The following is a 22,802-nucleotide window of genomic DNA, read 5'->3' as shown; positions in this document are numbered from 1 at the left end:
GCAGGGCGGCGCGCGGCTTTACGCCTGCGTGCCGCGAATCGGGCCGAGACAGGATTCCCATGTCTCGGCCAGTGCCGCATCCACGTCCTCCATGCGCACCCGCCTGCCCAGCTTCGCCAGGCTGGTCACGCCGTATTCGCTGATGCCACAAGGCACGATTCCCCCAAAATCGCTCAGATCGGGGTCAACATTGATCGCGATTCCGTGCCAGCTCACCCAGCGTGAGACACGCACGCCAATCGCCGCGATCTTTTCCTCCCGCCCGGTAGCGGGATCGACCACCCACACGCCAATACGCTCCGCGCGCCGCTCTCCCGTTACGCCAAAGCGGGCGAGGGTGCGGATGATCCACTCCTCCAGCGCATGGACATAGGCCCGCAGGTCACGCGGCGGCACCATGGCGCGCGGGCGGGTCAGGTCTAGCATGGCATAGGCCACGCGCTGCCCGGGGCCATGATAGGTCCACTGCCCGCCACGCCCGGCAGGATAGGTGGGGTAGCCACGCGGGTTGAACAGGTCCGAATCCTTTGCCGAGGTTCCGGCGGTGTATGTGGGGGGATGCTCGAGCAGCCACACGCGCTCGGGGTGCGTGCCCGCCCGAATTCCACGGGCCTGGGCCTCCATTTCCGCCAATGCGGTGGGGTAGGGCACCTGTTCTGGCGCTTTATCCCATAAAAAGTTGTTTTCGGTCATTGCCCGTTCGTCTTTCATCGGTTATACGCCCATTCATCGTCATGACGGTATCGCTCACTCGATGCTCGTTGTCACGTTGCGGCCATGGCGGAATGGTAGACGCGCAAGCTTGAGGTGCTTGTGGGGGCAACCCCGTGGAAGTTCGAGTCTTCTTGGCCGCACCACTTTTTTTCTGAAAACTGATGCAAGATAAAACACATCACCCCTCCGGGGCAGGTGTGTTTTTACACATGCGCAGTCAGGGCCGGATTTGAATCGCACACGCCCCGCAACCTTCCACCGGGAAGGGCGTTTAGGGTGCAGGTCATAAAAAAGTCACAATTATTCCTCATTGAATGCCTCTATCTACCGCAGGATGATGCATCCCGCAGACAGCACTTCAGGCTGGCCCGTACGTTACAAATGGTGTCGATTTCGCCATCATTTGCGATGAGGCATGGAAATAGTGATTTAACAGCCTGTCGGGTTGGGCATTTTGCGGCTGATAACGCCAAGGCTGACCTGGCTTATGCTGCCTGAAGCCGCGCCATTCTTTTACAGTTGTATGCGAGAGCAACGAGTGTCCATTCGGTCGTGACTTTTGCAAGGCCACGCAGGCTGAATTTTCTGAAGCCCATGATGCTTTTGATAATTCCAAAGACCGGCTCCACGGTCTGTTTTCGTCGTCTGTAAAGATCTCCGGCTTCTGTAGTTTCCAGCCTGTCCTTCATGGCAAGCCGCCAGGGTTCGGTTATCCGGCGTGGCTCCCTTTCTGCGGGCCGGGGTCGGAAGTCGTAAGGTCTGCGGGCACAGGGCCGTCCAATGGCGACCAGCGGATCAATGCCCTTTTCCCGCAGTTTCCGGACCGCCTGCCCGCTGGCGTAACCGGTATCGGCGAGCACTGTCTTTGGGAGACCGATTGTGTCTTCCATCGACAGCACCGTGTCGGCAAAGGACGGCGCATCCGCTGATGTGGCGACAACGTCGGTTGTCACGATCAACTGGCTGCCTTCGGCGCACACCACGGCCTGGGCATTGTAAGCCTGCCGGAACTCGTGGGCGTCCGAACGCCGCATGAGGCGGCTGTCGGGATCGGTCAGACTGATCTGTCGGTCGGGTGGTGGTTCATCATCGGGCGGTTTGGGCGCCCGGCCGCGACGCCCTGTTTTCGCATCATAAGCGGCTTTCTTCTTCTCGTAGGCCGGTCGCGCCGTTTCAGCCTGCGCCTTCGCATCAGCTTCCAGCCGGGCGCAGGCTTCGTCCAGCTTCGCTTTCAGCGTTTCCCGCCGGGCAAGCTCTTCCGGCAATGCCTGCGGATCTCTGTCTGTGACGTCCGCATGCTCCGCCTGGTCCATCAGTTTCGCGATATCCACAGCCAGCTGTTCGCGCAGCGCCCTGATCCGGTCGTAGCGCACCGAACGGTATTTCGATGCGTCAGCATCGATTTTCGTGCCGTCGATCGACACCACGCCCAGACGCAGCAGACCCGTCTCGCGCGCCAGAAGCAGGACCTGCGCAAATGCAGCTTCAATGGCTGTCCGGTTCGTCCGGCGGAAGGTCGCAATCGTATCATGATCCGGATGCAGGTTCGCCGCCACGAATCGCACCCCGATGTCGCGATATGTCGCCCGCTCGATCCGGCGTGAGGAAAACAACCCGTTCGCATAGCTGAAGATCAGAAGGGCCAGCATCAGGCGCGGATGATACTGCGCCTTGCCTCCCGTGCGCACTGGCACGCAGAACGCACTCATCGGAACCCGCTCAACGGCGGCTACAATGAAATGCGCCATATCATCAGCAGGAAGCCACGACTTCAGATCAGGCGGCAGAAGATACGGCTGAGACCGGTCAAACGGGATGAAGCTGCTCATCACACCACCTTACAATCGCCCCCCTTCACAGGGTACCCCAACCCGACAGGCTGTTAAATCATGTTTGGTCCTGATGAAGCACGCTATATCCTTGTTCATCTGGCAACACCCTGATCCCTGTCATCATTATAAAATGGGGGGTCAGCCGGGATTGTCTGCTTCTGTCATGCATCTTGAGGTAAATATTAGTGATCAAGCCCCTTAAAAAAGCCGTATTGCCTGTTGCCGGCCTTGGCACCCGTTTCCTGCCCGCAACCAAGTGCGTGCCCAAGGAAATGCTCACCGTTGTCGATCGTCCGCTGATCCAGTACGCCATCGATGAAGCGCGTGAAGCCGGGATCGAGGAATTCTGCCTCGTGTCCAGCCGGGGCAAGGATTCCCTGATCGACTATTTCGACATTTCCTATGAACTCGAAGACACGCTGAAGGCCCGCAAGAAGGCCTCCGCGCTGAAGGCGCTCGAAGCCACGCGCGTGACCCCGGGGTCCATGCTGTCCGTGCGCCAGCAGGAGCCGCTCGGCCTTGGCCACGCCATCTGGTGTGCGCGTGAGTTCATTGGCAACGACCCGTTCGCCATCCTGCTGCCCGATGATGTGGTGCAGAGCGAAAAGTCCTGCATTGGCCAGCTGGTTGAAGTTTACAACAAGACCGGCGGCAACGTGCTGGCCGTAACCGAAGTGCCGCGCGAGCAGACCGGCAGCTACGGCATCCTTGATGTCGGCGCGGATGACGGCAAGACGGTTGAAGTGAAGGGCCTGGTTGAAAAGCCTGACCCCAAGGACGCGCCCTCGACCCTGTCGGTCATTGGTCGTTACGTGCTGACGGCAGACGTGCTCAAGCACCTTGCCAAGCTGGAAAAGGGTGCAGGCGGCGAAGTGCAGCTGACCGACGCCATGGCCAAGACCATCGGTCACGTGCCGTTCCACGGTTACCGCTACGAAGGCAAGCGCTTCGACTGCGGCAGCAAGCCGGGCTTCCTTGAGGCGCAGATTGCCTTCGCCCTCGCACGCGAGGACCTGGCGGGCGACGTGCGGGAATTCCTCAAAAAGTATAAATGAGCTTCAGGCACCGTTTCGACCCCACAAGCCTGCGGGAATACGATATCCGCGGGGTTGTGGGCGAGAGCCTGACGCAGGACGACGCCTATGCCATCGGCCGCACCTTCGGTTCCATGGTGGCACGGGCTGGCGGCTCGACCGTCGCTATCGGTTATGACGGACGCCTGTCATCCCCCGCCCTTGAGCAGGCGCTCGGGGCAGGGGCCATGGCGTCTGGCATGGCCGTGCTGCGCATTGGGCGTGGCCCCACGCCGATGCTCTATTTTGCCGCGACCACGCTAAAGGCCGACAGCGCGATTATGGTGACAGGCAGCCATAACCCGCCCGACCATAACGGCTTCAAGATGGTGCTCGGCAACAAGCCATTTTTTAGCGAACAGATCCGTGAACTGGGCCAACTGGCCGCAAGTGGCGATGTCGTGGCTCACGCCACCGGCACCCTGCGCGATGTAAACGTGATCCCCGCCTATGTAGACCGCCTGCTGCGCGACTGGGATGGCACGGACCGCCCCCTTGATGTCGTATGGGACAGCGGCAATGGCGCCGCGGGCGAAATCCTGTCGCTACTGGTGAAAAAACTGCCAGGCAGGCACCGCCTTCTCAACGCTGAAATTGACGGCACTTTTCCCGCCCATCACCCTGACCCGACCGTTCTGGCCAACCTTGAGCAGCTTATTGCCGCAGTAAGGGAAGAGGGGGCCGATCTGGGCCTGGCCTTTGATGGCGATGCCGACCGGCTTGGCGTGGTGGACAATACCGGCACCGTGCTGTGGGCGGACCAGCTTCTGGTTGTGCTGGCGCGTGATATTTTGCGCGACCATGCGGGTGCTACGGTCATTGCCGATGTCAAGGCCAGCCAGGTGCTGTTTGAAGAGATTGACCGAGCGGGCGGTACGCCACTGATGTGGAAGAGCGGACATTCCCCCATCAAGATGAAAATGGCCGAGACCGGCGCGCCGCTGGCCGGCGAGATGTCAGGTCATTTCTTTTTTGCCGATCGCTGGTACGGCTTTGATGACGGGCTATACGCAGCACTCCGCCTGCTGGGCATTGTCTCGCGCCTCAAGGGTCCGCTCTCGGATGTGCGGTTGAGCCTGCCTACTGCCGTTTCCACGCCAGAACTGCGTTTTGCCTGCGATGATACCCGCAAATTCACGGTTATTGCCGAAGTGGCTGCGCGACTGGAATGCAGTGGGGCACGTGTTTCCACCATTGATGGCGTGCGCGTGACAACGCCCGATGGCTGGTGGCTGCTGCGCGCCTCCAACACCCAGGCGGTTCTTGTCGCCCGGGCAGAAGGGAAGAGTGCTGAGGCGCTGGACCGGCTGAAAGCCGCGATCACGGCGCAACTCGAAGCCTCAGGACTGCGCGCACCCGATTTTTCCGGCACGCTCCCCCCGCACTAGAGGCGTCGATGCGGGTTTGGGTCGTAAAGATCCGACACTGATCCTGTATTTTCAGTCTGTTACCAGAAAGCGACGCAGCCCCAGCCCCTGCGGGCGCTCATGCAGCACGGAAGGCTGGTAGGCGATGGAAATGATTTCATGCGCCTGCTGCCACACCGCCACGTCTTCCGTCCGGTCGGTCTGCACGGTGGTCACGCCACAGCGCAGCAGAAACTCATACTGGTCGGGCAGCGGCGTGCCGGTGGCGCGGATCTCGCCGGTAAAGGACAGATGCTCACGCAAGGCACGGGCCTGCGTAAATGCCCGTCCATCGCGAAAGGTGGGAAAGTTTACCGCCACCAGCCCCAGCCGGGGCAGGGCAGGGCGTAGCACCGCCACGTCCACATCCGGCCCGATGGCCACGCCAAGCGGCGCATCCTTCGGACGGGCCAGCCCTTCCTCAAGCCGTTCCAGCGGCACGATCACGGCCCCTGCGGGCAGGGCTTCACCTGCGATGGCCTGCGCCCAGCGGTCTTCGGTCACATGACCATTTTCAAGCAGGGGCATAGACGGCATCCTTGAAGCTGGCGGCGCCGAGGCGCCGGTAGGTATCGATAAACGCCTCGCCTTCATTGCGAAGCACCAGATAGGTGTCGATCAGCCGGGCAATGGCATCGACCGTTTCATCCTCCGGCAGGGCCGGGCCGATGATCTGGCCAATCGCCACATCATTCTCGGCCGAGCCACCAAGGGTGAGCTGGAAGAACTCCTCGCCACGCTTGTCCACGCCCAGAATGCCGATATGGCCTGCATGATGGTGGCCGCAGGCATTGATGCAGCCCGAGATGTTGATCCGCAGGGTGCCGATGTTTTCCTGCAGTTCGGGGTTGGCGAAGCGCGCGCTCAGCTTCTGGGCAATGGGGATGGAGCGCGCATTGGCCAGCGCGCAGTAATCCAGACCGGGGCAGGCGATGATGTCGCCCACCAGCCCGATATTGGGCGTGCCCAGCCCGGCACCTTCAAGCCTGCGCCACAGGTCACGCAGGCGGTCCTTGCGCACATGGCCCAGCACCACGTTCTGCATATGCGTGACGCGGATCTCGCCAAACGAGAATTCATCGGCCAGGTCCGCGATCAGGTCCATCTGGTCGGCGGTGACGTCACCCGGAATGCCGCCATCGGGCTTGATGGACACCACCGCGCTGATGAAGCCTTCATGCCGGTGAGTATGGGTGTTGGTGCGCACCCAACGGTCAAAGCGGGCATCGGCTTTACGGTCAGCTTCAAGCTTCCGGGCCGCATCAGCAGGCGCATCCAGATCAGGAATGCCGAAGCGGGCACGAATACCCTCTACAATGGCAGGCTCAAGACGGTAATCCGCGCGGTTCATCTGGGCGAATTCGGCATCCACTTTCTCGCGGAACTGTTCCACGCCCAACGCCTGCACCAGGATCTTGATCCGCGCCTTGTACATGTTGTCGCGTCGCCCATAGGCGTTGTACACGCGCACCACCGCCTCAAGGTAGGCCAGCAGGTCTTCCTCAGGCAGGTTATCGCGCAGGTGCACGCCAATGATGGGCGTGCGGCCAAGCCCGCCGCCTACGAACACATCGAACACGGGCCGCCCGTCCGGGCCGGGATGGGCGACGAGGCCGATATCATGGAAGCGCGCGGCCACGCGATCATGCGGGCTGCCGCTGATGGCGATCTTGAACTTGCGTGGCAGGAACGAGAATTCCGGGTGCAGCGTGGACCACTGGCGCAAAATCTCGGCATGGATGCGTGGGTCGAGTAGTTCATCGGCAGCGGCGCCGGCAAACTCGTCGCAGGTCACGTTGCGGATGCAGTTGCCGCTGGTCTGGATGGCATGCATGTTCACGCCCGCCAGCCGCTCAAGGATATCGGGCGTGTCCTCAAGCCGGATCCAGTTGAACTGGATGTTCTGGCGCGTGGTGAAATGGCCGTAATCGCGGTCATACGTGCGCGCGATATGGGCGAGTTCACGCATCTGGTCCGCACCCATCATGCCATAGGGCACGGCCACACGCAGCATGTAGGCGTGAAGCTGCAGGTACAGGCCGTTCATCAGGCGCAGGGGCTTGAATTCATCCTCGCTCAGGTCACCCGCCACGCGGCGGCCCACCTGCTCGCGGAACTGGGCCACGCGCTGCGACAGGAAGGTGCGGTCCACCTGGTCATAGGCATACCGGCCAACCGGCAGGGTTGCGGTGTCAGTGGACATGAGACGTCTCCACGGGGGCGAAATCAGGGTGCACGCTCGGGCCAAAGGCACGGATGCGCTCGCGCACGGTCAGGGGCGTAATATGCGTGGCGTCAGGGTCAAGCTGCACGCCATAGATGCCCACCACGGTGTTTGCATCTGCTGCCCTGGCCTGCCTGATCGCATCTTCCACCGCTGCATTATCAAACACGCGGGCCTGGCTGATCGCCTCCGACCAGCCCTGCGGCGCAAGCCACACGATACGGCCATCAAGCAGCCGGTTGGCGGTAATGACGCTGGCGCCGGTCATGTCCCGGCGGTTGTTCCTGACATCCACTTCTGAACCGATCCCTTTCAGGCAACGGGCATGTAACTGCCTTAAACTGCTGTAAATGGGTGCGCAGTCCATGCCCGCGCACCCATTTTTTTCAATCCGGTAATGCAATACCGGCATGCCTGCAACAGGGCATGCCGGTTGCAGCATTCAGGATGTCTGGCGCTGTGCTGCCGCATCAAGACGGGTAGCATCCGTGATGTAGGTCGCCAGACGGGCGGCGGTCTCATCACGTGATGCATCGGTGGTCTCAACCCGCAGGTCGGGCTTCGCCGGAGCTTCGTAAGGCGCATCCACGCCGGTAAAGCCTTCGATCTTGCCTGCGCGGGCAGCAGCATACAGTCCCTTGGGGTCGCGCTGCTCGCAGGTGGCCTGCGGCGTGTCGATGAAGATCTCATGGAAACCTTCACCAACGATCTGGCGCGCCATTTCACGATCCGCCACGGTGGGCGAGATCAGGGCCACGATCACAACCTGCCCGCTCTCGGCCAGGATGCGGGCAACGGCTGCGGCACGGCGCACGTTTTCACGCCGGTCAGCGTCCGAGAAGCCAAGATCCGCGCACAGCCCGGCACGCAGCGTGTCGCCATCGAGCACCGACACATCAATACCACGGCCAAACAGGCGGTTTTCCGCCTCACGCGCCAGCGTGCTCTTGCCAGCACCGGGCAGGCCGGTCATCCAGAACACGCCGCCACGGTGGCCCTTGGCCTGCGCGCGGTCCCACAGCGATACGGCGCTGCCGGTGGGGTGAATGGCATTGCGCCCTGCAACGCTCTCGGCCACCCCGATCAGCGGCGCGCCGCCCACGATCTGCTGGTTGCGATCGACCAGCACGCCACGCCCATCGGCCGTGCCCGGCACGAACGGGTCGAACAGCATGGTTTCCGACACGGCCAGCGTAATCTCGGCAAAGCCTTCAGGCGGCACTTCCTCGGCGGGGTGCTCGGTCAGGTCTTCGAGCCGCACAACCGAATCAATGGCAGCAACCGTGACCTGATGCTCGGCCGTGGCAAGACGCAGCCTGAAGCTCTCGCCCACGCGCAGCGGCTCCTGACGCAGCCAGAACAGGCGCGTGCGGATGCGCGCTGCCCGCAGCGGTGCGTGGTCGGCAGGGAACAGGAAGTCACCCCGGTCGGGGATCACGTCCGGCTCAAGCGTTACGGCCACGGACTGGCCTGCAACGGCGGCGACCTGCGGGGCGGTGTGCCAGCTTTCGATGGTGGCGATGCGGGCCTTGGCACCATGCACGCCAATCACCACCTCATCACCCACGCGGATGCGCCCGCGCTCGATGCGGCCCACCACAATGCGCTTGGTGTCAAAACGGTAGACATCCTGCACCGGCAGGCGCAGCGGCAGGTCGGCGCGCGAGGACGGGGCGGGGACAGCCGCCAGTGCCTCGGTCAGGGTCGGGCCCTTGTACCACGGCATCTTGTCCGAGCGCGAAGCCATGTTGTCGCCTTCGCGCGCGGATGCAGGCACGAACACGGTCGGCTCGATTTCAAGCTGAAGCAGAAGTGCCGTGATGTCGCGCTCGGCGGCCTCGATCTTCTTCTGGTCGTAGTTGAAGATATCGACCTTGTTCATAAACACGATCACATGCCGAATGCCAATCAGGCGCAGCAGCATGGCGTGGCGGCGGGTCTGCTCCTGAGCGCCCTCATTGGCGTCAACCACCAGCACGGCGGCCTCGGCATCGGCGGCACCCGTAATCATGTTGCGCAGGAACTGGCGGTGGCCCGGCGCATCGACGATTACGAACTGGCGGCTGCCCAGCTTGAAGGGAATGCGGGTTGAATCAACTGTCACGCCCTGGTCACGCTCGATCTGCAGGCTGTCGAGCAGGAAGCTCCATTCAACCGTCAGCCCGCGCTTCTTGCTGGACTCGATGATCTGCGCCACGCGCCCTTCGGGCAGGCTGTCGGTATCATACAGCAGGCGACCGATCAGCGTGGACTTGCCGTGATCGACATGGCCCACGATCACGATGGGTGTTGCGGCATCCTGCGGGGCAGGGGTCGGGATTGTATTCATTGTCTGTAACTCCGTCCTGTCCGCTCAGAGGTAGCCGGCCACGCGCAGGCGCTCGAAGGCATCCTCGGATTCATGGTCCATGGCGCGGCCTGCGCGCTCGGACGTGCGCGAGGTTTCGAGTTCGGCAATCACCTCGGCCACGGTGGAAGCATTGCTCTCGATCGGGCTGGTAATGTCCTGATCGCCCAGCGAGCGGTAGCGCTTGCCCTCTTTCGAGAAATACAGGTCAACCAGCGGAATGCCCTCGCGCTCGATATAGCGCCAGATGTCGATCTCGCGCCATGACAGCAGGGGGTGAACACGCACATGCACACCCGCCTCGTGCGGGGTGGCGTACTGGTCCCAGAATTCGGGGGGCTGGTTGCGCACATCCCATTTGTGGCCGGAACCGCGCGGGCTGAACACGCGCTCCTTCGCACGGGTGGCCTGTTCATCGCGCCGGATGCCCGCGATCACGCCTGCCAGCTTGTATTTGTCGATCATCGCGGCAAGCCCCGCAGTCTTGCGCGCGGCGGAACGGGCGGCAGGCGGCAGGGTGGGGTCGATTTCCTCGACCGGCGGGCAGTCACCGAGCAGCAGCTCGAGGTTCCACTTCTTGGTGTATTCATCGCGGAATTTGTACATTTCCGGGAATTTCTTGCCGGTATCGACATGCATGACCGGAAACGGCACGCGCCCGAGGAAGGCCTTGCGCGCCAGCCAGAGCATGACGTTTGAATCCTTGCCCAGCGACCACAGCATCGCCAGTGGCTTCAGCTTGCGATAGGCTTCACGCAGAATGAAGATGCTCTGGGCCTCGAGTTGGTCGAGATCGTCCATGGAATTACAGACCTTCCGTAACAGGAAAGAAAACGGGAGAAACCGGCAGCCCCGGCGCGGGGGAAGCGGAAAAGGGAATCATGTGCCCTGCGTCGCTGGCTTGCGCATGTGTATGCCGCATTCGGTCTTGGCTTTTCCAGCCCAGCGGCCTTCGCGCGGGTCAGCGCCTTCGCCCACGGGGCGCGTGCAGGGCGCGCACCCGATTGAAGGATAGCCACGCAGCGTGAGCGGGTGGCGCGGCAGATTGCGCCGCGTAATCTCGGCATCAAGCTCGCGCGGCGTCCAGGCAATGAGGGGGTTGAGCTTGATCTTGCCGCCCGGCGCATCCTCAACCACGGGCAGGCCCTGCCGGGTGGCCGCCTGCGTGCGCTTGCGGCCCGTAATCCACGCATCGAACGGGATCATGGCCTCATCAAGCGGCTCGACCTTGCGCAGGGCGCAGCAGGCATCGGGGTCAAAGGCCCACAGCTCGGCTGTGGGGTCGCGCTTTTCAAGCTGTGCGGGGTTGGGGTGCAGGTCGCGCACATCACGCAGGCCCAGCACGCGGGCGAGTTCCTCGCGGTAGGCCAGCGTCTCGGGGAAGTGCTGCCCCGTTTCAAGGAACAGGACCGGCACGGCAGGATCGATTTCCGCCGCAAGGGCCAGCATGACAGCAGATTCCGCCCCGAAGGACGACACCAGCGCGATCCGGCCGCGCAGCCGCGTCAGGGCGACACGCAGCACGTCGGATGCGTTTTCACCCGCCTGCTTCAGTTCAGCCACAACATCCGCATCGATACGCATAATGTTCCCCGCACCCGATTTACACTAGGTCATAGCGTTCTTTTCACGCCACACCTACTCTCGGTGGAGTGTAAAATCAAGGGAAAGGCATAATTTACACATATTCTGGTGCGTATTTCATATATGCCCCCGGCATGGCGGCAAGGGGGAGAAAGCCGTAGCGCGCCTAACGGCTCATGAGCACCACGATATCGCTGTTTTCAAGCATATGACGTGTCACGCCACCTAGGATCATCTGCCGCAGGCGGGAGTGGGAGTATGCCCCCATGACCAGCATGTCGGCATTGAAATCATGCGCCGCGGCAAGCATGTCCTCGCCTACGGGGCGTGTATCACTCCCGAATTCGTGAATATTGGCCTCAATGCCGTGCAGCGAGAGGAAAGAGCGCACATGCCGTGCCTCCGGCCCTGGTCGCTGGTAGGCGGGGCTGTACAGGATGCACACCGCCTCGGCCTGGCGCAGCAGGGGCAGGGCGTGATGGATGGCCGATGCCGCCTCCGACGTGCCATTCCAGCCAATGCAGATGCGCCTGCCTATGGTGGGGGGCGCTACAGGTGGTGCGATAATGACGCCGCGCCCGCTTTCAAACAGAATGGCGTGCAGGGTCTCGGATGAGGAGACATCCCCCTCCGGGTTGGGCTGGCGCAGCACCACGATATCGGACAGCCGCGCCTGAAACGACACCACGCTGCGCGTATGCCCGCTATGGGCAATGAAACTGGCCGAAAGCGCGTGCATGTTGCCCGGCGAAAGGGGAGAATCCACCGCCACGACAGGAATGCGCTCGCGGCGCGTGAAGGCATCGAACAGGCCGCGCACCTCATGCAGGCGTTCGGCGCTTTCCTTCATGGCGGTGGAGATCATGTCCTGCACCATCACGCCGGACATGCCTTCGCCCACCAGCGGCCCGACTTCCTGCATGTCGGTGCCGACATGCAGCACGGCTAGGTGCGCATCGAACATGCGCGCGATCGCGCCGCCTACATGCAGCGCACTCTGCGCGTGGCTTGCGCCACCAAGGGGCAGCAATATCCTGCGCACACACATCTGATGGGCCTCCTGATCCGTTTCTGGGTTATCCGCATGGGTGACATTGCAGGCACCCGTTGCTGGGTGAAACGGATCAGGCGGCGTTAAGTTCTGCCATCAGGGATAAAGACGTTCGGTCTGCCACCCGTCTGGCGTGCGGTCCCACACGGCGCGGTCATGCAGGCGGTAGGGGCGGTCCTGCCAGAATTCAAAATGCTGGGGCACGAGGCGAAAGCCGCTCCAATTGGCGGGGCGGGGAATGACGGCATCGGGGCCGGGGTAGCGGGCCTCGAGGTCTGCCACCGCTTTTTCAAACACGGCGCGGTCGGTGAGAGGATGCGACTGGTTCGAGGCAATCGCGCCAAGCCGCGAGATGCGGCTGCGGCTGGCGAAATAGGCATCGGCCTCAGCCGGGGTGACAGGCTCGACCGGCCCCTCGATGCGGATCTGGCGGCGGATGCTCTTCCAGTGAAACAGCAGGGCGGCGTGCGGGTTGGCCTTCAGTTCGGCGGCCTTGCGGCTGTTGAGGTTGGTATAGAACACAAAGCCGCGCCGGTCGGCGCCCTTGAGCAGGATCATCCGCACCGAGGGCCGCCCTTCCGCCGTGGCGGTGGCCAGCGCCATGGCGTTGGGGTCGTTGGGTTCATGGGCCGTGGCATCCGCCATCCAGGCCGTGAACAGGTCGAACGGGTCGGCGGCAAGGTCGATCAGGGGAGAGGTCATGGGCTCCGTCCACTGGGTATTTCGCGCCCGCCGCCCGGCTGGGCGGCGGGATGCGAAACATATGGAAACATAAGGTAAGTTACCGTGTGACAAATATTAGCTACAATTACAGCATTCGGCATCTTGTCCGAAACGGCAGCTTGTGCAACCACGAGGCCGAAAATTTCATCCGTCATTTACCAGTTTAAGGATAGCAGCATGTCAGACGGCGCGCCCAAAATCGCCATCAAGGGTTCATTGATGAAAGGCAAGCGGGGCCTTGTCATGGGTGTTGCGAATGACCGCTCCATTGCCTGGGGCATCGCGCGCGCCGTGGCCGAGCAGGGGGGCGAACTGGCCTTCACCTATCAGGGCGAGGCGCTGGGCAAGCGCGTGCGCCCGCTGGCCGAGACCGTGGGCTCGACGCTGGTGCTGCCCTGCGACGTGACCGATGATGCGGCAATGGACGAAACCTTTGCCGCCATCGAGAAGGAATGGGGCAAGATCGACTTCCTCGTTCACGCCATTGGCTGGGCGGACAAGCAGTTCCTGCGCGGGCGTTATGTCGATACCCCGCGTGATGCCTTCCTCAAGGCGATGGACATCTCGTGCTATTCCTTCACCGCTGTCGCCCGCAGGGCCGCCGCCATCATGAACCCGAATGGCTCGCTGCTCACGCTCACCTATCTGGGCGCCGAGCGCGTAATGCCGCATTACAACGTGATGGGTGTTGCCAAGGCGGCGCTCGAAGCCTCGGTGCGCTACATGGCAGTTGATCTGGGCAGCGACGGCATCCGCGTCAACGGCATCTCGGCCGGCCCGGTCATGACGCTGGCCGCCAATGGCATTGGCGATTTCCGCTATATCCTGAAGTGGAACCAGTACAACTCCCCGCTCGAGCGCAACGTGTCGCTTGAGGAAGTGGGCGGGGCAGGGCTGTACATGCTCTCCGACCTGTCGGGCGGCGTGACGGGCGAGATCCATCATGTTGATTCCGGCTACCATATTGTCGGCATGAAGAACCCCACCGCGCCGGATATTACGGTCGCGGGTAACTGATCGCGGGAAGTCTGCCCTCATGTCGTACAACACTTTCGGCCATATGTTTCGTGTCACCACGTGGGGTGAAAGCCATGGCCCCGCCATTGGCTGCGTGATTGATGGCTGCCCACCGCGCATCCCGCTGGATGTAGGCGATATCCAGCCCTGGCTGGACCGGCGCAGGCCGGGGCAGTCAAAATTCACCACCCAGCGCCAGGAGGCCGATCAGGTCGAGATCCTGTCCGGCGTGTTCGAGGGGCAGACAACCGGCACCCCCATCTCGCTGCTGATCCGCAATACCGATCAGCGCTCGCGTGATTATGGCGATATCGCCACCCGCTACCGCCCCGGCCATGCTGATGTGGCGTATGACACCAAATACGGCATCCGCGACTATCGTGGCGGCGGCCGTTCCTCCGCGCGCGAGACGGCCATGCGCGTTGCTGCGGGCGCCGTGGCGCGCAAGGTGCTTGGCGCAGCCGTGCATATTCGTGGCGCCATGGTGCAGGTCGGCCCGCACGCCATCGACCGCGCACGGCTGGACTGGGATCTGGTGAACACCAACCCGCTCTTCTGCCCCGATGCGCAGGCGCTGCCGGTATGGGAAGAATATCTGGCCGATATCCGCAAGAAAGGCTCATCCATCGGCGCGGTGATCGAGGTGGTGGCCGAGGGCGTGCCCGCGGGGTTGGGCGCGCCGATCTATGGCAAGCTTGATTCGGACCTTGCCATGGCGCTGATGAGCATCAATGCGGTCAAGGGCGTGGAAATTGGCGAAGGCTTTGCCGCAGCCAGCCTGACGGGCGAGGAAAATGCCGACCCCATGCGCATGGAAGGCGGCCATCTCCGTTTTGCATCCAACCATGCAGGCGGAGTGCTCGGCGGTATTTCAACCGGGCAGCCGCTGGTGGCCCGGTTTGCGGTCAAGCCCACCAGTTCGATTCTGACACCCGTTCCCTCGGTTACGCGGGAAGGGGAGAATGTGGACGTAATGACAAAGGGGCGGCATGACCCCTGTGTTGGCATTCGCGCCGTGCCGGTAGGCGAGGCGATGATGGCCTGCGTGCTGGCCGATCACCTGCTGCGCCACCGGGGGCAGGTGGGAAGCTAGACTTCCCACCTGGTTCAACTTTTCAGCTTCGCGTCCAGTGTGATGGTCGCGTTGAAAAGCTTGGAAACCGGGCAGCCTGCCTTTGCCTTCTCGGCCAGCTCCTTGAACCGGGCTTCGTCAGCGCCCGGAATCTCGGCTTCCAGCGTCAGTTTCGCATGGGTGATGGCAAAGCCTTCGCCCTGCTTGTCGAGCACGATCTCGGATTTTGCATCGAGCGACTTCGCCGTAAGCCCCACGCTACCCAGAATGCCCGAAAGCGCCATGGCGAAGCATGCCGCGTGGGCAGCGCCAAGCAGTTCCTCGGGGTTGGTGCCGGGCTTGTCCTCAAAGCGGGTGTTGAAGCCGTAGGGCTGGTTTTTGAGCACGCCGCTCTGGGTCGAGATTTCGCCCTTGCCGTCCTTCAGGCCGCCTGACCAGTGAGCCGTCGCAAATTTGGTAATCGCCATTGCGGTTCAGTCCTTTATGCAGTTGCGGTACGGGCGCATCCGGCACCCGGGGGTGACGGTTATCCCTCGCATTGGGCAACCGGCCCGTGATCCCAAAGTTGCATCACGATGCATTCGCTGCCTGTTGGGTCTTGCAATATGCGCCCAAAACGGCCATATCCCGCCACGGTCCCACGTTGGGGCCAATTCGCACGTGAAGCCGAGACCTCTGGTGTCCTTGCAATACAGGGCGTGCTTCACGGAGGATAAACCAGACACAAGGATTTAGCCGACATGGCGATGCCTGAATTCACCATGCGCCAGCTGCTCGAAGCTGGCGTGCACTTCGGTCACCACACCCGCCGCTGGAACCCGCGCATGGCGCCGTACCTGTTCGGCGTGCGCAACCAGGTCCACATCATCGACCTGCAGCAGACCGTTCCCATGCTGGACCGTGCGCTCAAGGCGATCCGTGACACCGTGGCCGGTGGTGGCCGCGTGCTGTTCGTGGGCACCAAGCGCGCCGCTGCCGACCAGGTGGCCGAAGCCGCCAAGCGTTGCGGCCAGTATTACGTCAACCACCGCTGGCTCGGCGGCATGCTGACGAACTGGAAAACCATCACCGGTTCGATCAAGCGCCTGCGCGGCATTGACGAGATGCTGGAAAACGGCACCCAGGGCCTGACCAAGAAGGAAGTCCTGGACATCACCCGCGACCGTGAGAAGCTTGAGCGTTCGCTCGGCGGCATCAAGGAAATGGGCGGCCTGCCGGACATCCTGTTCGTGATCGACACAAACAAGGAAAAGCTGGCGGTTGAAGAAGCCAACAAGCTGGGTATCCCGGTTGTGGCCGTTCTGGACAGCAACTCCGACCCGCGTGGCGTGACCTTCCCGATCCCGGGCAATGACGACGCCATCCGCGCCATCGCGCTGTATTGCGAGCTGGTTTCGTCCGCCGTGCTCGATGGCATCTCCGCCGAGCTGGGCGCATCGGGCGAAGACTTCGGCGCGTCCGAGGAACTGCCGGTTGACCCCGCCGTGGAAACGGCCGTGACGGAAGCCGCCGCTAGCGCGGAATGAAAACGGGCGCTGGCGGGGCTTTGCCCCGCTGGCGCAACTGACACAGCAAGGACACGCCCCGCCGGCTTGCGGGGCGTGCGCCTGTCGTGATGGAGTATCAGCATAATGGCGCAAATTACCGCAGCGCTCGTCAAGGAACTTCGCGAGAAGACCGGCGCGGGCATGATGGACTGCAAGAAGGCCCTCAACGAAGCCGAAGGCGACATCGAGGGCGCGATCGACTGGCTGCGCAAGAAGGGCCTTTCGGCTGCTGCCAAGAAGTCCGGCCGCGTTACGGCTGAGGGCCTGGTTGGCGTGGCGCAGACCGATCTGAAGGCCGCCATGGTCGAGATCAACGCCGAGACCGACTTCGTTGCCCGCAACGAGCATTTCCAGAACTTCGTGTCCGAAGTGGCGCATGCCGCCCTGAGCGTGGGCGATGATCTGGAAAAGCTCAAGGGCGCCGTGCTGAAAAGCGGCCGCACCGTGGCCGATGAACTGACGCACCTGATCGCCACCATTGGCGAGAACATGTCCATCCGCCGCGCGCGCGTGCTGAGCGTGCCCTCGGGCGTGGTCGCCACCTACGTGCATGGCGCGGTCAACCCCGGCCTGGGCAAGATTGGCGTTCTGGCCGCTGTTGAAGCGCCTTCCGCTAGCGAAGCGCTCGAAGACCTGGGCCGTCGCATCGGCATGCATGTCGCCGCCACCCGCCCGGCAGCGCTGGATGTTGACAGCGTTGACCCGCAGTCGCTCGAGCGTGAGCGCGCGGTGCTGATCGAGCAGGCCAAGGCTTCGGGCAAGCCCGATGCCATCATCGAGAAGATGGTCGAAGGCCGCATCCGCAAGTTCTACGAAGAAGTGGTGCTGCTGGAGCAGGTCTGGGTGCATGATGGCGAAAGCCGCGTGCGCAAGATCGTTGAGAAGGCTGGCGCCAAGCTGACAGGCTTCGAACGCTTCCAGCTCGGCGAAGGCATCGAGAAAGAAGACAACGACTTTGCCGCTGAAGTGGCGAAGGCTGCCGGCAACTGATCACGTTGCCGGTTTCCGGTTTTCTTTTAACAAGGGCGGGGGCTTCCTGATGGAATGGGAGGCACCCGCCCTTGTGCTTTCTGCCGCACCCTATGGCGAGGGCAGCGCCATCGTGCATGTGCTCACCAGTGAGCATGGTCTCTATCACGGCCTGGCGCGTGGCGGTTCATCAAGCCGGGGGCGCGCGGTCTGGCAGACCGGCAACCTGGTGTGCGCGCGCTGGGTGGCGCGCCTGTCCGAGCAGCTGGGCAACATATCGGCCGAGGTGGTGCATGCCTCGGCCGCGCGCATCCTCGATGAGCCACTGCCGCTGGCCATGCTGGCCTCGTTGTGCGCACTGGCCGATGGGTGCCTGCCCGAGCGCGAGCCGCACCCCGCCATTTTTCAGGGACTGGCCAGCCTGCTGGCCCGGATCAGCCTCGACCCGCAATGGGCGGTGGCCGGGGCCATGCCCGAAATCGTGCGCTGGGAACTGATGCTGCTTTCTGATCTTGGCTTTGGCCTTGATCTGGGCCACTGCGCCCTTGGTGGCCCTGCTGATGACCTGCGCTGGGTCTCGCCCCGCACGGGGCGCGCGGTATCAGACGCACGGGCAGGGGAATGGCGCCAGCGCCTGCTGCCGCTGCCGGGTTTCGTGCTGCATCGTGATGAAATCGGCACCCCGCAGGACTGGTACGATGGCCTGCGCCTGACCGGGCATTTCCTGCAACGCGATGCGTTTGGCCAGCGCCATCGCCCGGTGCCCGAAGCACGCTTCAGGCTGCTCGACCTGATCGCGCGCGCGGCCGATATAGCGCCGCCAGATACAGCCGCGGATGAAACACTGGCCCCGCCGGGCTGATACACCATTGGACAAACCGTAAAGTTTCGCTATCTGTTCACCTGCGGGAGGAAGATTGCATGCCTGTGGACCCAACAGTCGGCCATATTGAAGATACCAAGCTGGCCGATGCGCTAAGCCAGCGCTACCTTGCCTATGCCATGTCGACCATCATGTCGCGCTCGCTGCCCGATGTGCGTGACGGGCTGAAGCCCGTGCACCGACGCATGATTTACGCCATGCAGCAGCTCAAGCTTGACCCCACGGCAGGGTTCAAGAAATGCGCCCGCGTGGTGGGTGACGTGATCGGTAAATACCATCCGCATGGCGATGCCTCGGTTTATGAGGCGCTGGTGCGGCTGGCGCAGGATTTTGCCGTGCGCTACCCGCTGGTGGAAGGGCAGGGCAATTTCGGCTCGATCGACGGCGATAACGCCGCCGCCATGCGATACACCGAATCCCGCCTGACCGCCGTGGCCAAGGCCCTGCTTGAAGGCATTGACGAGGACAGCGTCGATTTCCGCCCCACCTATGATGGCGAGGAGCAGGAGCCGGTCGTGCTGCCTGCCGCTTTCCCCAACCTGCTGGCCAATGGCGCGGCAGGCATTGCCGTGGGCATGGCAACCTCCATCCCGCCGCATAATGTGGGCGAGATCTGTTCAGCAGCCCTTGCGCTGATCCGCAAGCCCTCCACCACCACGCGCGACCTGCTCGAACATATGCCGGGACCAGACTTTCCCACCGGCGGGGCCATTGTCGAGGATCGTGACGCCATCGCCCGCGCGTACGAGACGGGGCGCGGTTCCTTCCGCATCCGCTCGAAATGGGAGGTGGAGCAGGGCCGGTTCGGCACGTGGCAGATCGTGGTGACCGAGATCCCGTATCAGGTGCAGAAATCACGCCTGATCGAGCAGGTGGCCGATTTGATGGAGCTCAAAAAGCTCCCGCTTCTGGCCGATATCCGTGATGAAAGCACGACCGACATCCGCCTGGTGCTCGAGCCAAAGTCACGCGGCATCGAACCAGCCGTGCTGATGGAAACACTGTTCCGCGCCACCCAGCTCGAAAGCCGCTTTGGCCTGAACATGAATGTGCTCGGCGCCGATCAGGTGCCCGGCGTGCGCAGCCTGAAAGAGGTGCTGCAGGCTTGGCTCGACCACCGCCACGACGTGCTGCTGCGCCGCAGCACCAATCGGCTGCAGGCGGTCAACCGGCGGCTTGAAATTCTTGATGGCTTCCTTGCGGTCTATCTCAACCTTGATGAAGTCATCCGCATCGTGCGCGAGGAGGATGATGCGAAGGCGGCGCTCATGGCCACCTTCAGCCTGACCGAACTGCAGGCTGACTCCGTGCTCAACATGCGCCTGCGCAGCCTCCGCCGGCTTGAGGAAATGGAAATCCGCGCCGAGCACGCCAAGCTGAGCGCGGAAAAGCAATCCCTGCAGGACCTGCTGGCGCAGGAAGGACTGCGGTGGAAGCGCATTGCAGCTGAAATCAAGGATATCCAGAAGAACTTTGGCAGTGGCGCGCTCGGCGCCCGGCGCAGCACGCTGGCCGAACCGCCGCCCGAGATCGATGTGGAAGCGGCCCTGCCGGTCGAGCGTGATCCGCTGACGGTCATCCTGTCGCAGAAGGGCTGGATCCGCACCGTGCGCGGCCACGGGCAGGACCCGCAGGCCCTCAAGTTCAAGGAAGGCGACGGGCCGGGCATGGCGGTGGAATGCCACAGCAATGACCGGCTGTGCGTATTCGCCACCGATGGCCGCGCCTTTACGCTGCGCGTGGCCGACCTGCCGCGTGGCCGCGGCGATGGCCAGCCGCTGCGCCTGCTGATCGACCTGTCGAATGATGAAGACATCATCACGATGTTCCCGGTTGATGACAGCCGCAAGCGCCTGCTGGCCTCAAGTGCCGGGCGCGGCCTTGTCGTGGCGGAATCGGCCATGACGGCGGAAAAGCGCACCGGCAAGCAGATCCTGAACCTGAAGGAAAACGAAAGCGCACTGGTCTGCGCACCCGCAGGCGGCAATCATGTGCTGGTGCTGGGGCAGAACAAGCGCATGCTGGTCTTCCCGCTAGAGCAGTTGCCGGAAATGACGCGTGGCCTTGGCGTGATCTTGCAAAAATACAAGGAAGGCGGCCTGCGCGATGCGGTGGTGTTTACAGCCGCTACAGGCCTGCCCTGGCCAGACCCCAACCGCACCCGCTCCTTTGCTGATGTAAAGGAATATGTTGGCAAGCGTGCCGATACTGGCAAACAGGCCCCCGTCTGGGCCACCCGCAAGCCAAAGAACTGAAAAAAAGAGAAGTTTTTGGTGAAGCTTTTTTCAAAAAGCTTCAGCGAACGCCGCCTTTGTGAAAACAGGCGGCGTTCAGAAACTTTTACTCTTTATCAAGATCTGGTTGCGGCGGATGGAACAGGTCATCGGGCAGGAAGGCGCTGTCGCGCTGCTGCTGCCCGGCATCAGGCTGGCTCAGGTCAAGGTCGTGCCATACGCCGCGCGTCATGATCTGGGCGGGGCGGAAGCGGGCCTTGTAGGCCATCTTGTGGCTCTCGCTGATCCAGTAGCCCAGATACAGATAGGGCAGGCCAAGCGTGCGGGTATATTCGATCAGGTGCAGCACCGCGAACGTGCCTAGCGAATGCGAAGGCAGGTCGGGATCAAAAAAATCGTAAACGGCGGACAGCCCATCATCCAGCTGGTCGACGAGCGCCACGCAGACCAGACGGCCCGCCGCATCACGGAACTCGATCATGAAGGTCTCGACCGTCGTGTCCTCGATCATGGCGCGATAATCGGGGAAGGTCATGGAGGCCATGTCGCCTCCATCATGCCGGGTGGCCTGATAGGCGCTGAACAGGTTGAACTGCTCGGGCGTGGCATGGGGTGGCACACGCGCGCTGCACAGCCCACCATTGCGCCCGAGCACGCGGCGCTGCGTACGGCTGGGCGTAAAGCGGGCTACCGGCACACGGATGGGCGTGCAGGCGGTGCAGTTGGCGCATACGGGGGCATAGGCAATGGTGTGGCTGCGCCTGAACCCCGCGCGTGACAGCCGGTTATGGAACGGAACGGCCTCGGGGCCGCCGATTTCGGTCACGACCTTGCGCTCCATGCGCCCCGGCAGGTAGGGGCAGGGCATGGGGGCGGTGGTATAGAACAGCTGTGGATGCCGTGGCGATGTGTAGGTCATGCGCTCTTCACCAGCCGGAAAACGGAAAAAGGCAGCCCTGCAAACCGGAAAGAAAGACTGCCCGTATGCTTATACGGTTATCATATCTTCCCGGTTGCAGGCATCAACTATCCGGCGGTGGCCAAAAGGGCGTTTTCAGGCCCGATCAGGCACGCAGCAGGCGGGCGGCATCAAGCGCGAAATAGGTCAGCACGCCATTGGCGCCCGCGCGGCGGAAGGACATCAGGCTTTCCAGTATCACGCGGTCACGGTCGAGCCAGCCGTTCTGTATAGCGGCCATCAGCATCGCGTATTCACCCGAGACCTGATAGGCGAAGGTCGGCACCGCGAATTCCCGCCGCACGCGCTCGATCACGTCCAGATACGGCATGCCGGGCTTGACCATCACCATGTCGGCCCCTTCGCGCAGGTCCTGCGCCACTTCGCGCAGGGCTTCATCGCTATTGGCGGGGTCCATCTGGTAGGTTTTCTTGTCACCCGTCAGCAAGCCGCCCGAGCCCAGCGCATCGCGGAAGGGGCCGTAAAAGGCGCTGGCATACTTGGCGGCGTAGGACATGATGCGGGTATTGACCAGCCCGCTGCCGTCAAGCGCGGTGCGGATGGAGCCGATGCGCCCGTCCATCATGTCGGACGGAGCGATGATATCGATGCCCGCCGCAGCCTGGTTGACCGCCTGCGTAGCAAGGATTTCCACCGAGGGGTCGTTGACCACATAGCCATCCTCGATCAGCCCGTCATGGCCGTGGCTGGTATAGGGGTCGAGCGCCACATCGCCGATCAGGCCGATTTCAGGGAATTCCTTTTTCAGCAGGCGGGCGGCCCGGCACATCAGGTTGTCGGGGTTGGTGGCCTCGGTCCCGGCCTCGTCACGCAGGGTGGTGGGCGTGATGGGAAACAGGGCAAGGGCAGGGATGTCGAGCTTTGCCGCAGGCTCAACATGGGCTGCCAGCCTGTCAAGGCTGACACGCTGTACGCCGGGCATGGAGGCCACGTCAGTGACGGAATTGGCGCCCTCGGTCACAAAAATCGGCCAGATCAGGTTATCGGTCGAGAGCGTGTTTTCACTAACCAGCCTGCGGGTAAACCGGTCATGCCGGTTACGCCGCAGCCTTACATGGGGAAACTGACCGATGCTCATCCAATCCAACTCCAGTGAGGTAAAGAGAGCCTGACTATGATCCGCCCGGCACGCTGTGCCAAATGATGA

At 62.7% G+C, this 22,802-nt stretch carries 21 protein-coding genes and 1 tRNA gene; 9 read left to right on the top strand and 13 right to left on the bottom strand.

Annotation, left to right across the window (positions count from 1 at the left end):
• Nucleotides 1-18 precede the first annotated feature (18 nt).
• Nucleotides 19-711: a lipoyl(octanoyl) transferase LipB gene (gene lipB / locus R5N89_RS06105; protein ID WP_110568250.1), complete on the bottom strand. Its 693-nt coding sequence runs from the start codon at nt 709-711 to the stop codon at nt 19-21.
• Nucleotides 712-771: 60 nt separating this feature from the next.
• Between lipB and R5N89_RS06100 the strand changes: the two genes are divergently transcribed.
• Nucleotides 772-857, top strand: a tRNA-Leu gene (locus R5N89_RS06100).
• A gap of 342 nt (nt 858-1,199) precedes the next feature.
• On the opposite strand, the gene R5N89_RS06095 is transcribed toward R5N89_RS06100, so the two are convergent.
• Nucleotides 1,200-2,543 carry an IS1182 family transposase gene (locus tag R5N89_RS06095; RefSeq protein WP_233043190.1) on the bottom strand — a complete coding sequence of 448 codons (1,344 nt, stop codon included), beginning with the start codon at nt 2,541-2,543 and terminating at the stop codon, nt 1,200-1,202.
• A 188-nt stretch (nt 2,544-2,731) separates the two neighbouring features.
• Between R5N89_RS06095 and galU the strand changes: the two genes are divergently transcribed.
• A complete protein-coding gene (gene galU / locus R5N89_RS06090; RefSeq protein WP_110568246.1) occupies nt 2,732-3,601 on the top strand; it encodes a UTP--glucose-1-phosphate uridylyltransferase GalU in 870 nt (289 codons plus the stop codon).
• Nucleotides 3,598-5,007, top strand: a complete 1,410-nt coding sequence (pgmG, locus tag R5N89_RS06085; RefSeq protein ID WP_110568244.1) for a phosphoglucomutase/phosphomannomutase PgmG — start codon at nt 3,598-3,600, stop codon at nt 5,005-5,007. The genes galU and pgmG overlap by 4 nt, the downstream gene beginning before the upstream one ends.
• Nucleotides 5,008-5,058: 51 nt before the next feature.
• Here pgmG and R5N89_RS06080 read toward each other — a convergent pair whose 3' ends face one another.
• The 8 genes from R5N89_RS06080 to pdxH all read right to left on the bottom strand — a co-directional run bounded on the left by R5N89_RS06080 (nt 5,059) and on the right by pdxH (nt 12,933).
• Nucleotides 5,059-5,553, bottom strand: a complete 495-nt coding sequence (locus R5N89_RS06080) for a DUF934 domain-containing protein (RefSeq protein WP_110568242.1) — start codon at nt 5,551-5,553, stop codon at nt 5,059-5,061.
• Nucleotides 5,540-7,228 carry a nitrite/sulfite reductase gene (locus tag R5N89_RS06075; RefSeq protein WP_110568240.1) on the bottom strand — a complete coding sequence of 563 codons (1,689 nt, stop codon included), beginning with the start codon at nt 7,226-7,228 and terminating at the stop codon, nt 5,540-5,542. Before R5N89_RS06075 ends, R5N89_RS06080 begins: the two co-directional genes overlap by 14 nt.
• Entirely contained in the window at nt 7,218-7,544 is a 327-nt protein-coding gene (locus R5N89_RS06070; RefSeq protein WP_110568238.1) for a DUF2849 domain-containing protein, read from the bottom strand. Before R5N89_RS06070 ends, R5N89_RS06075 begins: the two co-directional genes overlap by 11 nt.
• Before the next feature lie 147 nt (nt 7,545-7,691).
• Nucleotides 7,692-9,578: an adenylyl-sulfate kinase gene (gene cysC, locus R5N89_RS06065; protein WP_110568236.1), complete on the bottom strand. Its 1,887-nt coding sequence runs from the start codon at nt 9,576-9,578 to the stop codon at nt 7,692-7,694.
• Between the two features lie 24 nt (nt 9,579-9,602).
• Nucleotides 9,603-10,397: a sulfate adenylyltransferase subunit CysD gene (gene cysD / locus R5N89_RS06060; protein WP_061271758.1), complete on the bottom strand. Its 795-nt coding sequence runs from the start codon at nt 10,395-10,397 to the stop codon at nt 9,603-9,605.
• 78 nt (nt 10,398-10,475) lie between these two features.
• Complete coding sequence (locus tag R5N89_RS06055) at nt 10,476-11,180, bottom strand: phosphoadenylyl-sulfate reductase (RefSeq protein WP_110568234.1); 705 nt, start codon at nt 11,178-11,180, stop codon at nt 10,476-10,478.
• A gap of 166 nt (nt 11,181-11,346) precedes the next feature.
• Nucleotides 11,347-12,228, bottom strand: a complete 882-nt coding sequence (locus tag R5N89_RS06050) for a universal stress protein (protein WP_110568232.1) — start codon at nt 12,226-12,228, stop codon at nt 11,347-11,349.
• Nucleotides 12,229-12,327: 99 nt separating this feature from the next.
• Nucleotides 12,328-12,933, bottom strand: coding sequence for a pyridoxamine 5'-phosphate oxidase (pdxH, locus tag R5N89_RS06045; RefSeq protein WP_110568230.1), 606 nt, complete (start codon nt 12,931-12,933; stop codon nt 12,328-12,330).
• Nucleotides 12,934-13,131: 198 nt separating this feature from the next.
• Between pdxH and fabI the strand changes: the two genes are divergently transcribed.
• A complete protein-coding gene (gene fabI, locus R5N89_RS06040) occupies nt 13,132-13,971 on the top strand; it encodes an enoyl-ACP reductase FabI (RefSeq protein WP_110568228.1) in 840 nt (279 codons plus the stop codon).
• Between the two features lie 19 nt (nt 13,972-13,990).
• On the top strand, nt 13,991-15,064 hold the full coding sequence (aroC, locus tag R5N89_RS06035; RefSeq protein WP_110568226.1) for a chorismate synthase: 1,074 nt from the start codon (nt 13,991-13,993) through the stop codon (nt 15,062-15,064).
• A gap of 14 nt (nt 15,065-15,078) precedes the next feature.
• On the opposite strand, the gene R5N89_RS06030 is transcribed toward aroC, so the two are convergent.
• Complete coding sequence (locus tag R5N89_RS06030) at nt 15,079-15,510, bottom strand: OsmC family protein (protein WP_110568224.1); 432 nt, start codon at nt 15,508-15,510, stop codon at nt 15,079-15,081.
• Nucleotides 15,511-15,783: 273 nt separating this feature from the next.
• On the opposite strand from R5N89_RS06030, the gene rpsB reads away from it, so the two are divergent.
• The 4 genes from rpsB to parC all read left to right on the top strand — a co-directional run bounded on the left by rpsB (nt 15,784) and on the right by parC (nt 20,697).
• Nucleotides 15,784-16,569: a 30S ribosomal protein S2 gene (rpsB, locus tag R5N89_RS06025; RefSeq protein ID WP_061271752.1), complete on the top strand. Its 786-nt coding sequence runs from the start codon at nt 15,784-15,786 to the stop codon at nt 16,567-16,569.
• Between the two features lie 105 nt (nt 16,570-16,674).
• Nucleotides 16,675-17,580: a translation elongation factor Ts gene (tsf, locus tag R5N89_RS06020; RefSeq protein ID WP_110568222.1), complete on the top strand. Its 906-nt coding sequence runs from the start codon at nt 16,675-16,677 to the stop codon at nt 17,578-17,580.
• 49 nt (nt 17,581-17,629) lie between these two features.
• Nucleotides 17,630-18,421 (top strand): DNA repair protein RecO, encoded by a 792-nt coding sequence (gene recO, locus R5N89_RS06015; RefSeq protein WP_110568220.1) that lies wholly within the window; start codon nt 17,630-17,632, stop codon nt 18,419-18,421.
• Between the two features lie 59 nt (nt 18,422-18,480).
• Nucleotides 18,481-20,697: a DNA topoisomerase IV subunit A gene (parC, locus tag R5N89_RS06010; RefSeq protein ID WP_110568218.1), complete on the top strand. Its 2,217-nt coding sequence runs from the start codon at nt 18,481-18,483 to the stop codon at nt 20,695-20,697.
• Between the two features lie 85 nt (nt 20,698-20,782).
• Here parC and R5N89_RS06005 read toward each other — a convergent pair whose 3' ends face one another.
• On the bottom strand, nt 20,783-21,595 hold the full coding sequence (locus tag R5N89_RS06005; RefSeq protein WP_110568216.1) for an arginyltransferase: 813 nt from the start codon (nt 21,593-21,595) through the stop codon (nt 20,783-20,785).
• 145 nt (nt 21,596-21,740) lie between these two features.
• Nucleotides 21,741-22,733 carry a porphobilinogen synthase gene (gene hemB, locus R5N89_RS06000; protein ID WP_110568213.1) on the bottom strand — a complete coding sequence of 331 codons (993 nt, stop codon included), beginning with the start codon at nt 22,731-22,733 and terminating at the stop codon, nt 21,741-21,743.
• Nucleotides 22,734-22,802 lie beyond the last annotated feature (69 nt).

It is taken from the genome of Komagataeibacter sucrofermentans DSM 15973 (genome assembly GCF_040581405.1).
Taxonomy (GTDB): domain Bacteria; phylum Pseudomonadota; class Alphaproteobacteria; order Acetobacterales; family Acetobacteraceae; genus Komagataeibacter; species Komagataeibacter sucrofermentans.
This window is presented reverse-complemented; position numbering and strand designations above follow the sequence as displayed.

Excerpts from the sequence above, each read along its gene's own strand:
- lipB (WP_110568250.1), bottom strand. The coding sequence starts at position 711 with ATGAAAGACGAACGGGCAATGACCGAAAACAACTTTTTATGGGATAAA.
- R5N89_RS06095 (WP_233043190.1), bottom strand. The coding sequence starts at position 2,543 with ATGAGCAGCTTCATCCCGTTTGACCGGTCTCAGCCGTATCTTCTGCCG.
- pgmG (WP_110568244.1), top strand. The coding sequence starts at position 3,598 with ATGAGCTTCAGGCACCGTTTCGACCCCACAAGCCTGCGGGAATACGAT.
- R5N89_RS06080 (WP_110568242.1), bottom strand. The coding sequence starts at position 5,553 with ATGCCCCTGCTTGAAAATGGTCATGTGACCGAAGACCGCTGGGCGCAG.
- R5N89_RS06075 (WP_110568240.1), bottom strand. The coding sequence starts at position 7,228 with ATGTCCACTGACACCGCAACCCTGCCGGTTGGCCGGTATGCCTATGAC.
- cysC (WP_110568236.1), bottom strand. The coding sequence starts at position 9,578 with ATGAATACAATCCCGACCCCTGCCCCGCAGGATGCCGCAACACCCATC.
- cysD (WP_061271758.1), bottom strand. The coding sequence starts at position 10,397 with ATGGACGATCTCGACCAACTCGAGGCCCAGAGCATCTTCATTCTGCGT.
- R5N89_RS06055 (WP_110568234.1), bottom strand. The coding sequence starts at position 11,180 with ATGCGTATCGATGCGGATGTTGTGGCTGAACTGAAGCAGGCGGGTGAA.
- R5N89_RS06050 (WP_110568232.1), bottom strand. The coding sequence starts at position 12,228 with ATGTGTGTGCGCAGGATATTGCTGCCCCTTGGTGGCGCAAGCCACGCG.
- pdxH (WP_110568230.1), bottom strand. The coding sequence starts at position 12,933 with ATGACCTCTCCCCTGATCGACCTTGCCGCCGACCCGTTCGACCTGTTC.
- fabI (WP_110568228.1), top strand. The coding sequence starts at position 13,132 with ATGTCAGACGGCGCGCCCAAAATCGCCATCAAGGGTTCATTGATGAAA.
- aroC (WP_110568226.1), top strand. The coding sequence starts at position 13,991 with ATGTCGTACAACACTTTCGGCCATATGTTTCGTGTCACCACGTGGGGT.
- R5N89_RS06030 (WP_110568224.1), bottom strand. The coding sequence starts at position 15,510 with ATGGCGATTACCAAATTTGCGACGGCTCACTGGTCAGGCGGCCTGAAG.
- rpsB (WP_061271752.1), top strand. The coding sequence starts at position 15,784 with ATGGCGATGCCTGAATTCACCATGCGCCAGCTGCTCGAAGCTGGCGTG.
- tsf (WP_110568222.1), top strand. The coding sequence starts at position 16,675 with ATGGCGCAAATTACCGCAGCGCTCGTCAAGGAACTTCGCGAGAAGACC.
- recO (WP_110568220.1), top strand. The coding sequence starts at position 17,630 with ATGGAATGGGAGGCACCCGCCCTTGTGCTTTCTGCCGCACCCTATGGC.
- parC (WP_110568218.1), top strand. The coding sequence starts at position 18,481 with ATGCCTGTGGACCCAACAGTCGGCCATATTGAAGATACCAAGCTGGCC.
- R5N89_RS06005 (WP_110568216.1), bottom strand. The coding sequence starts at position 21,595 with ATGACCTACACATCGCCACGGCATCCACAGCTGTTCTATACCACCGCC.
- hemB (WP_110568213.1), bottom strand. The coding sequence starts at position 22,733 with ATGAGCATCGGTCAGTTTCCCCATGTAAGGCTGCGGCGTAACCGGCAT.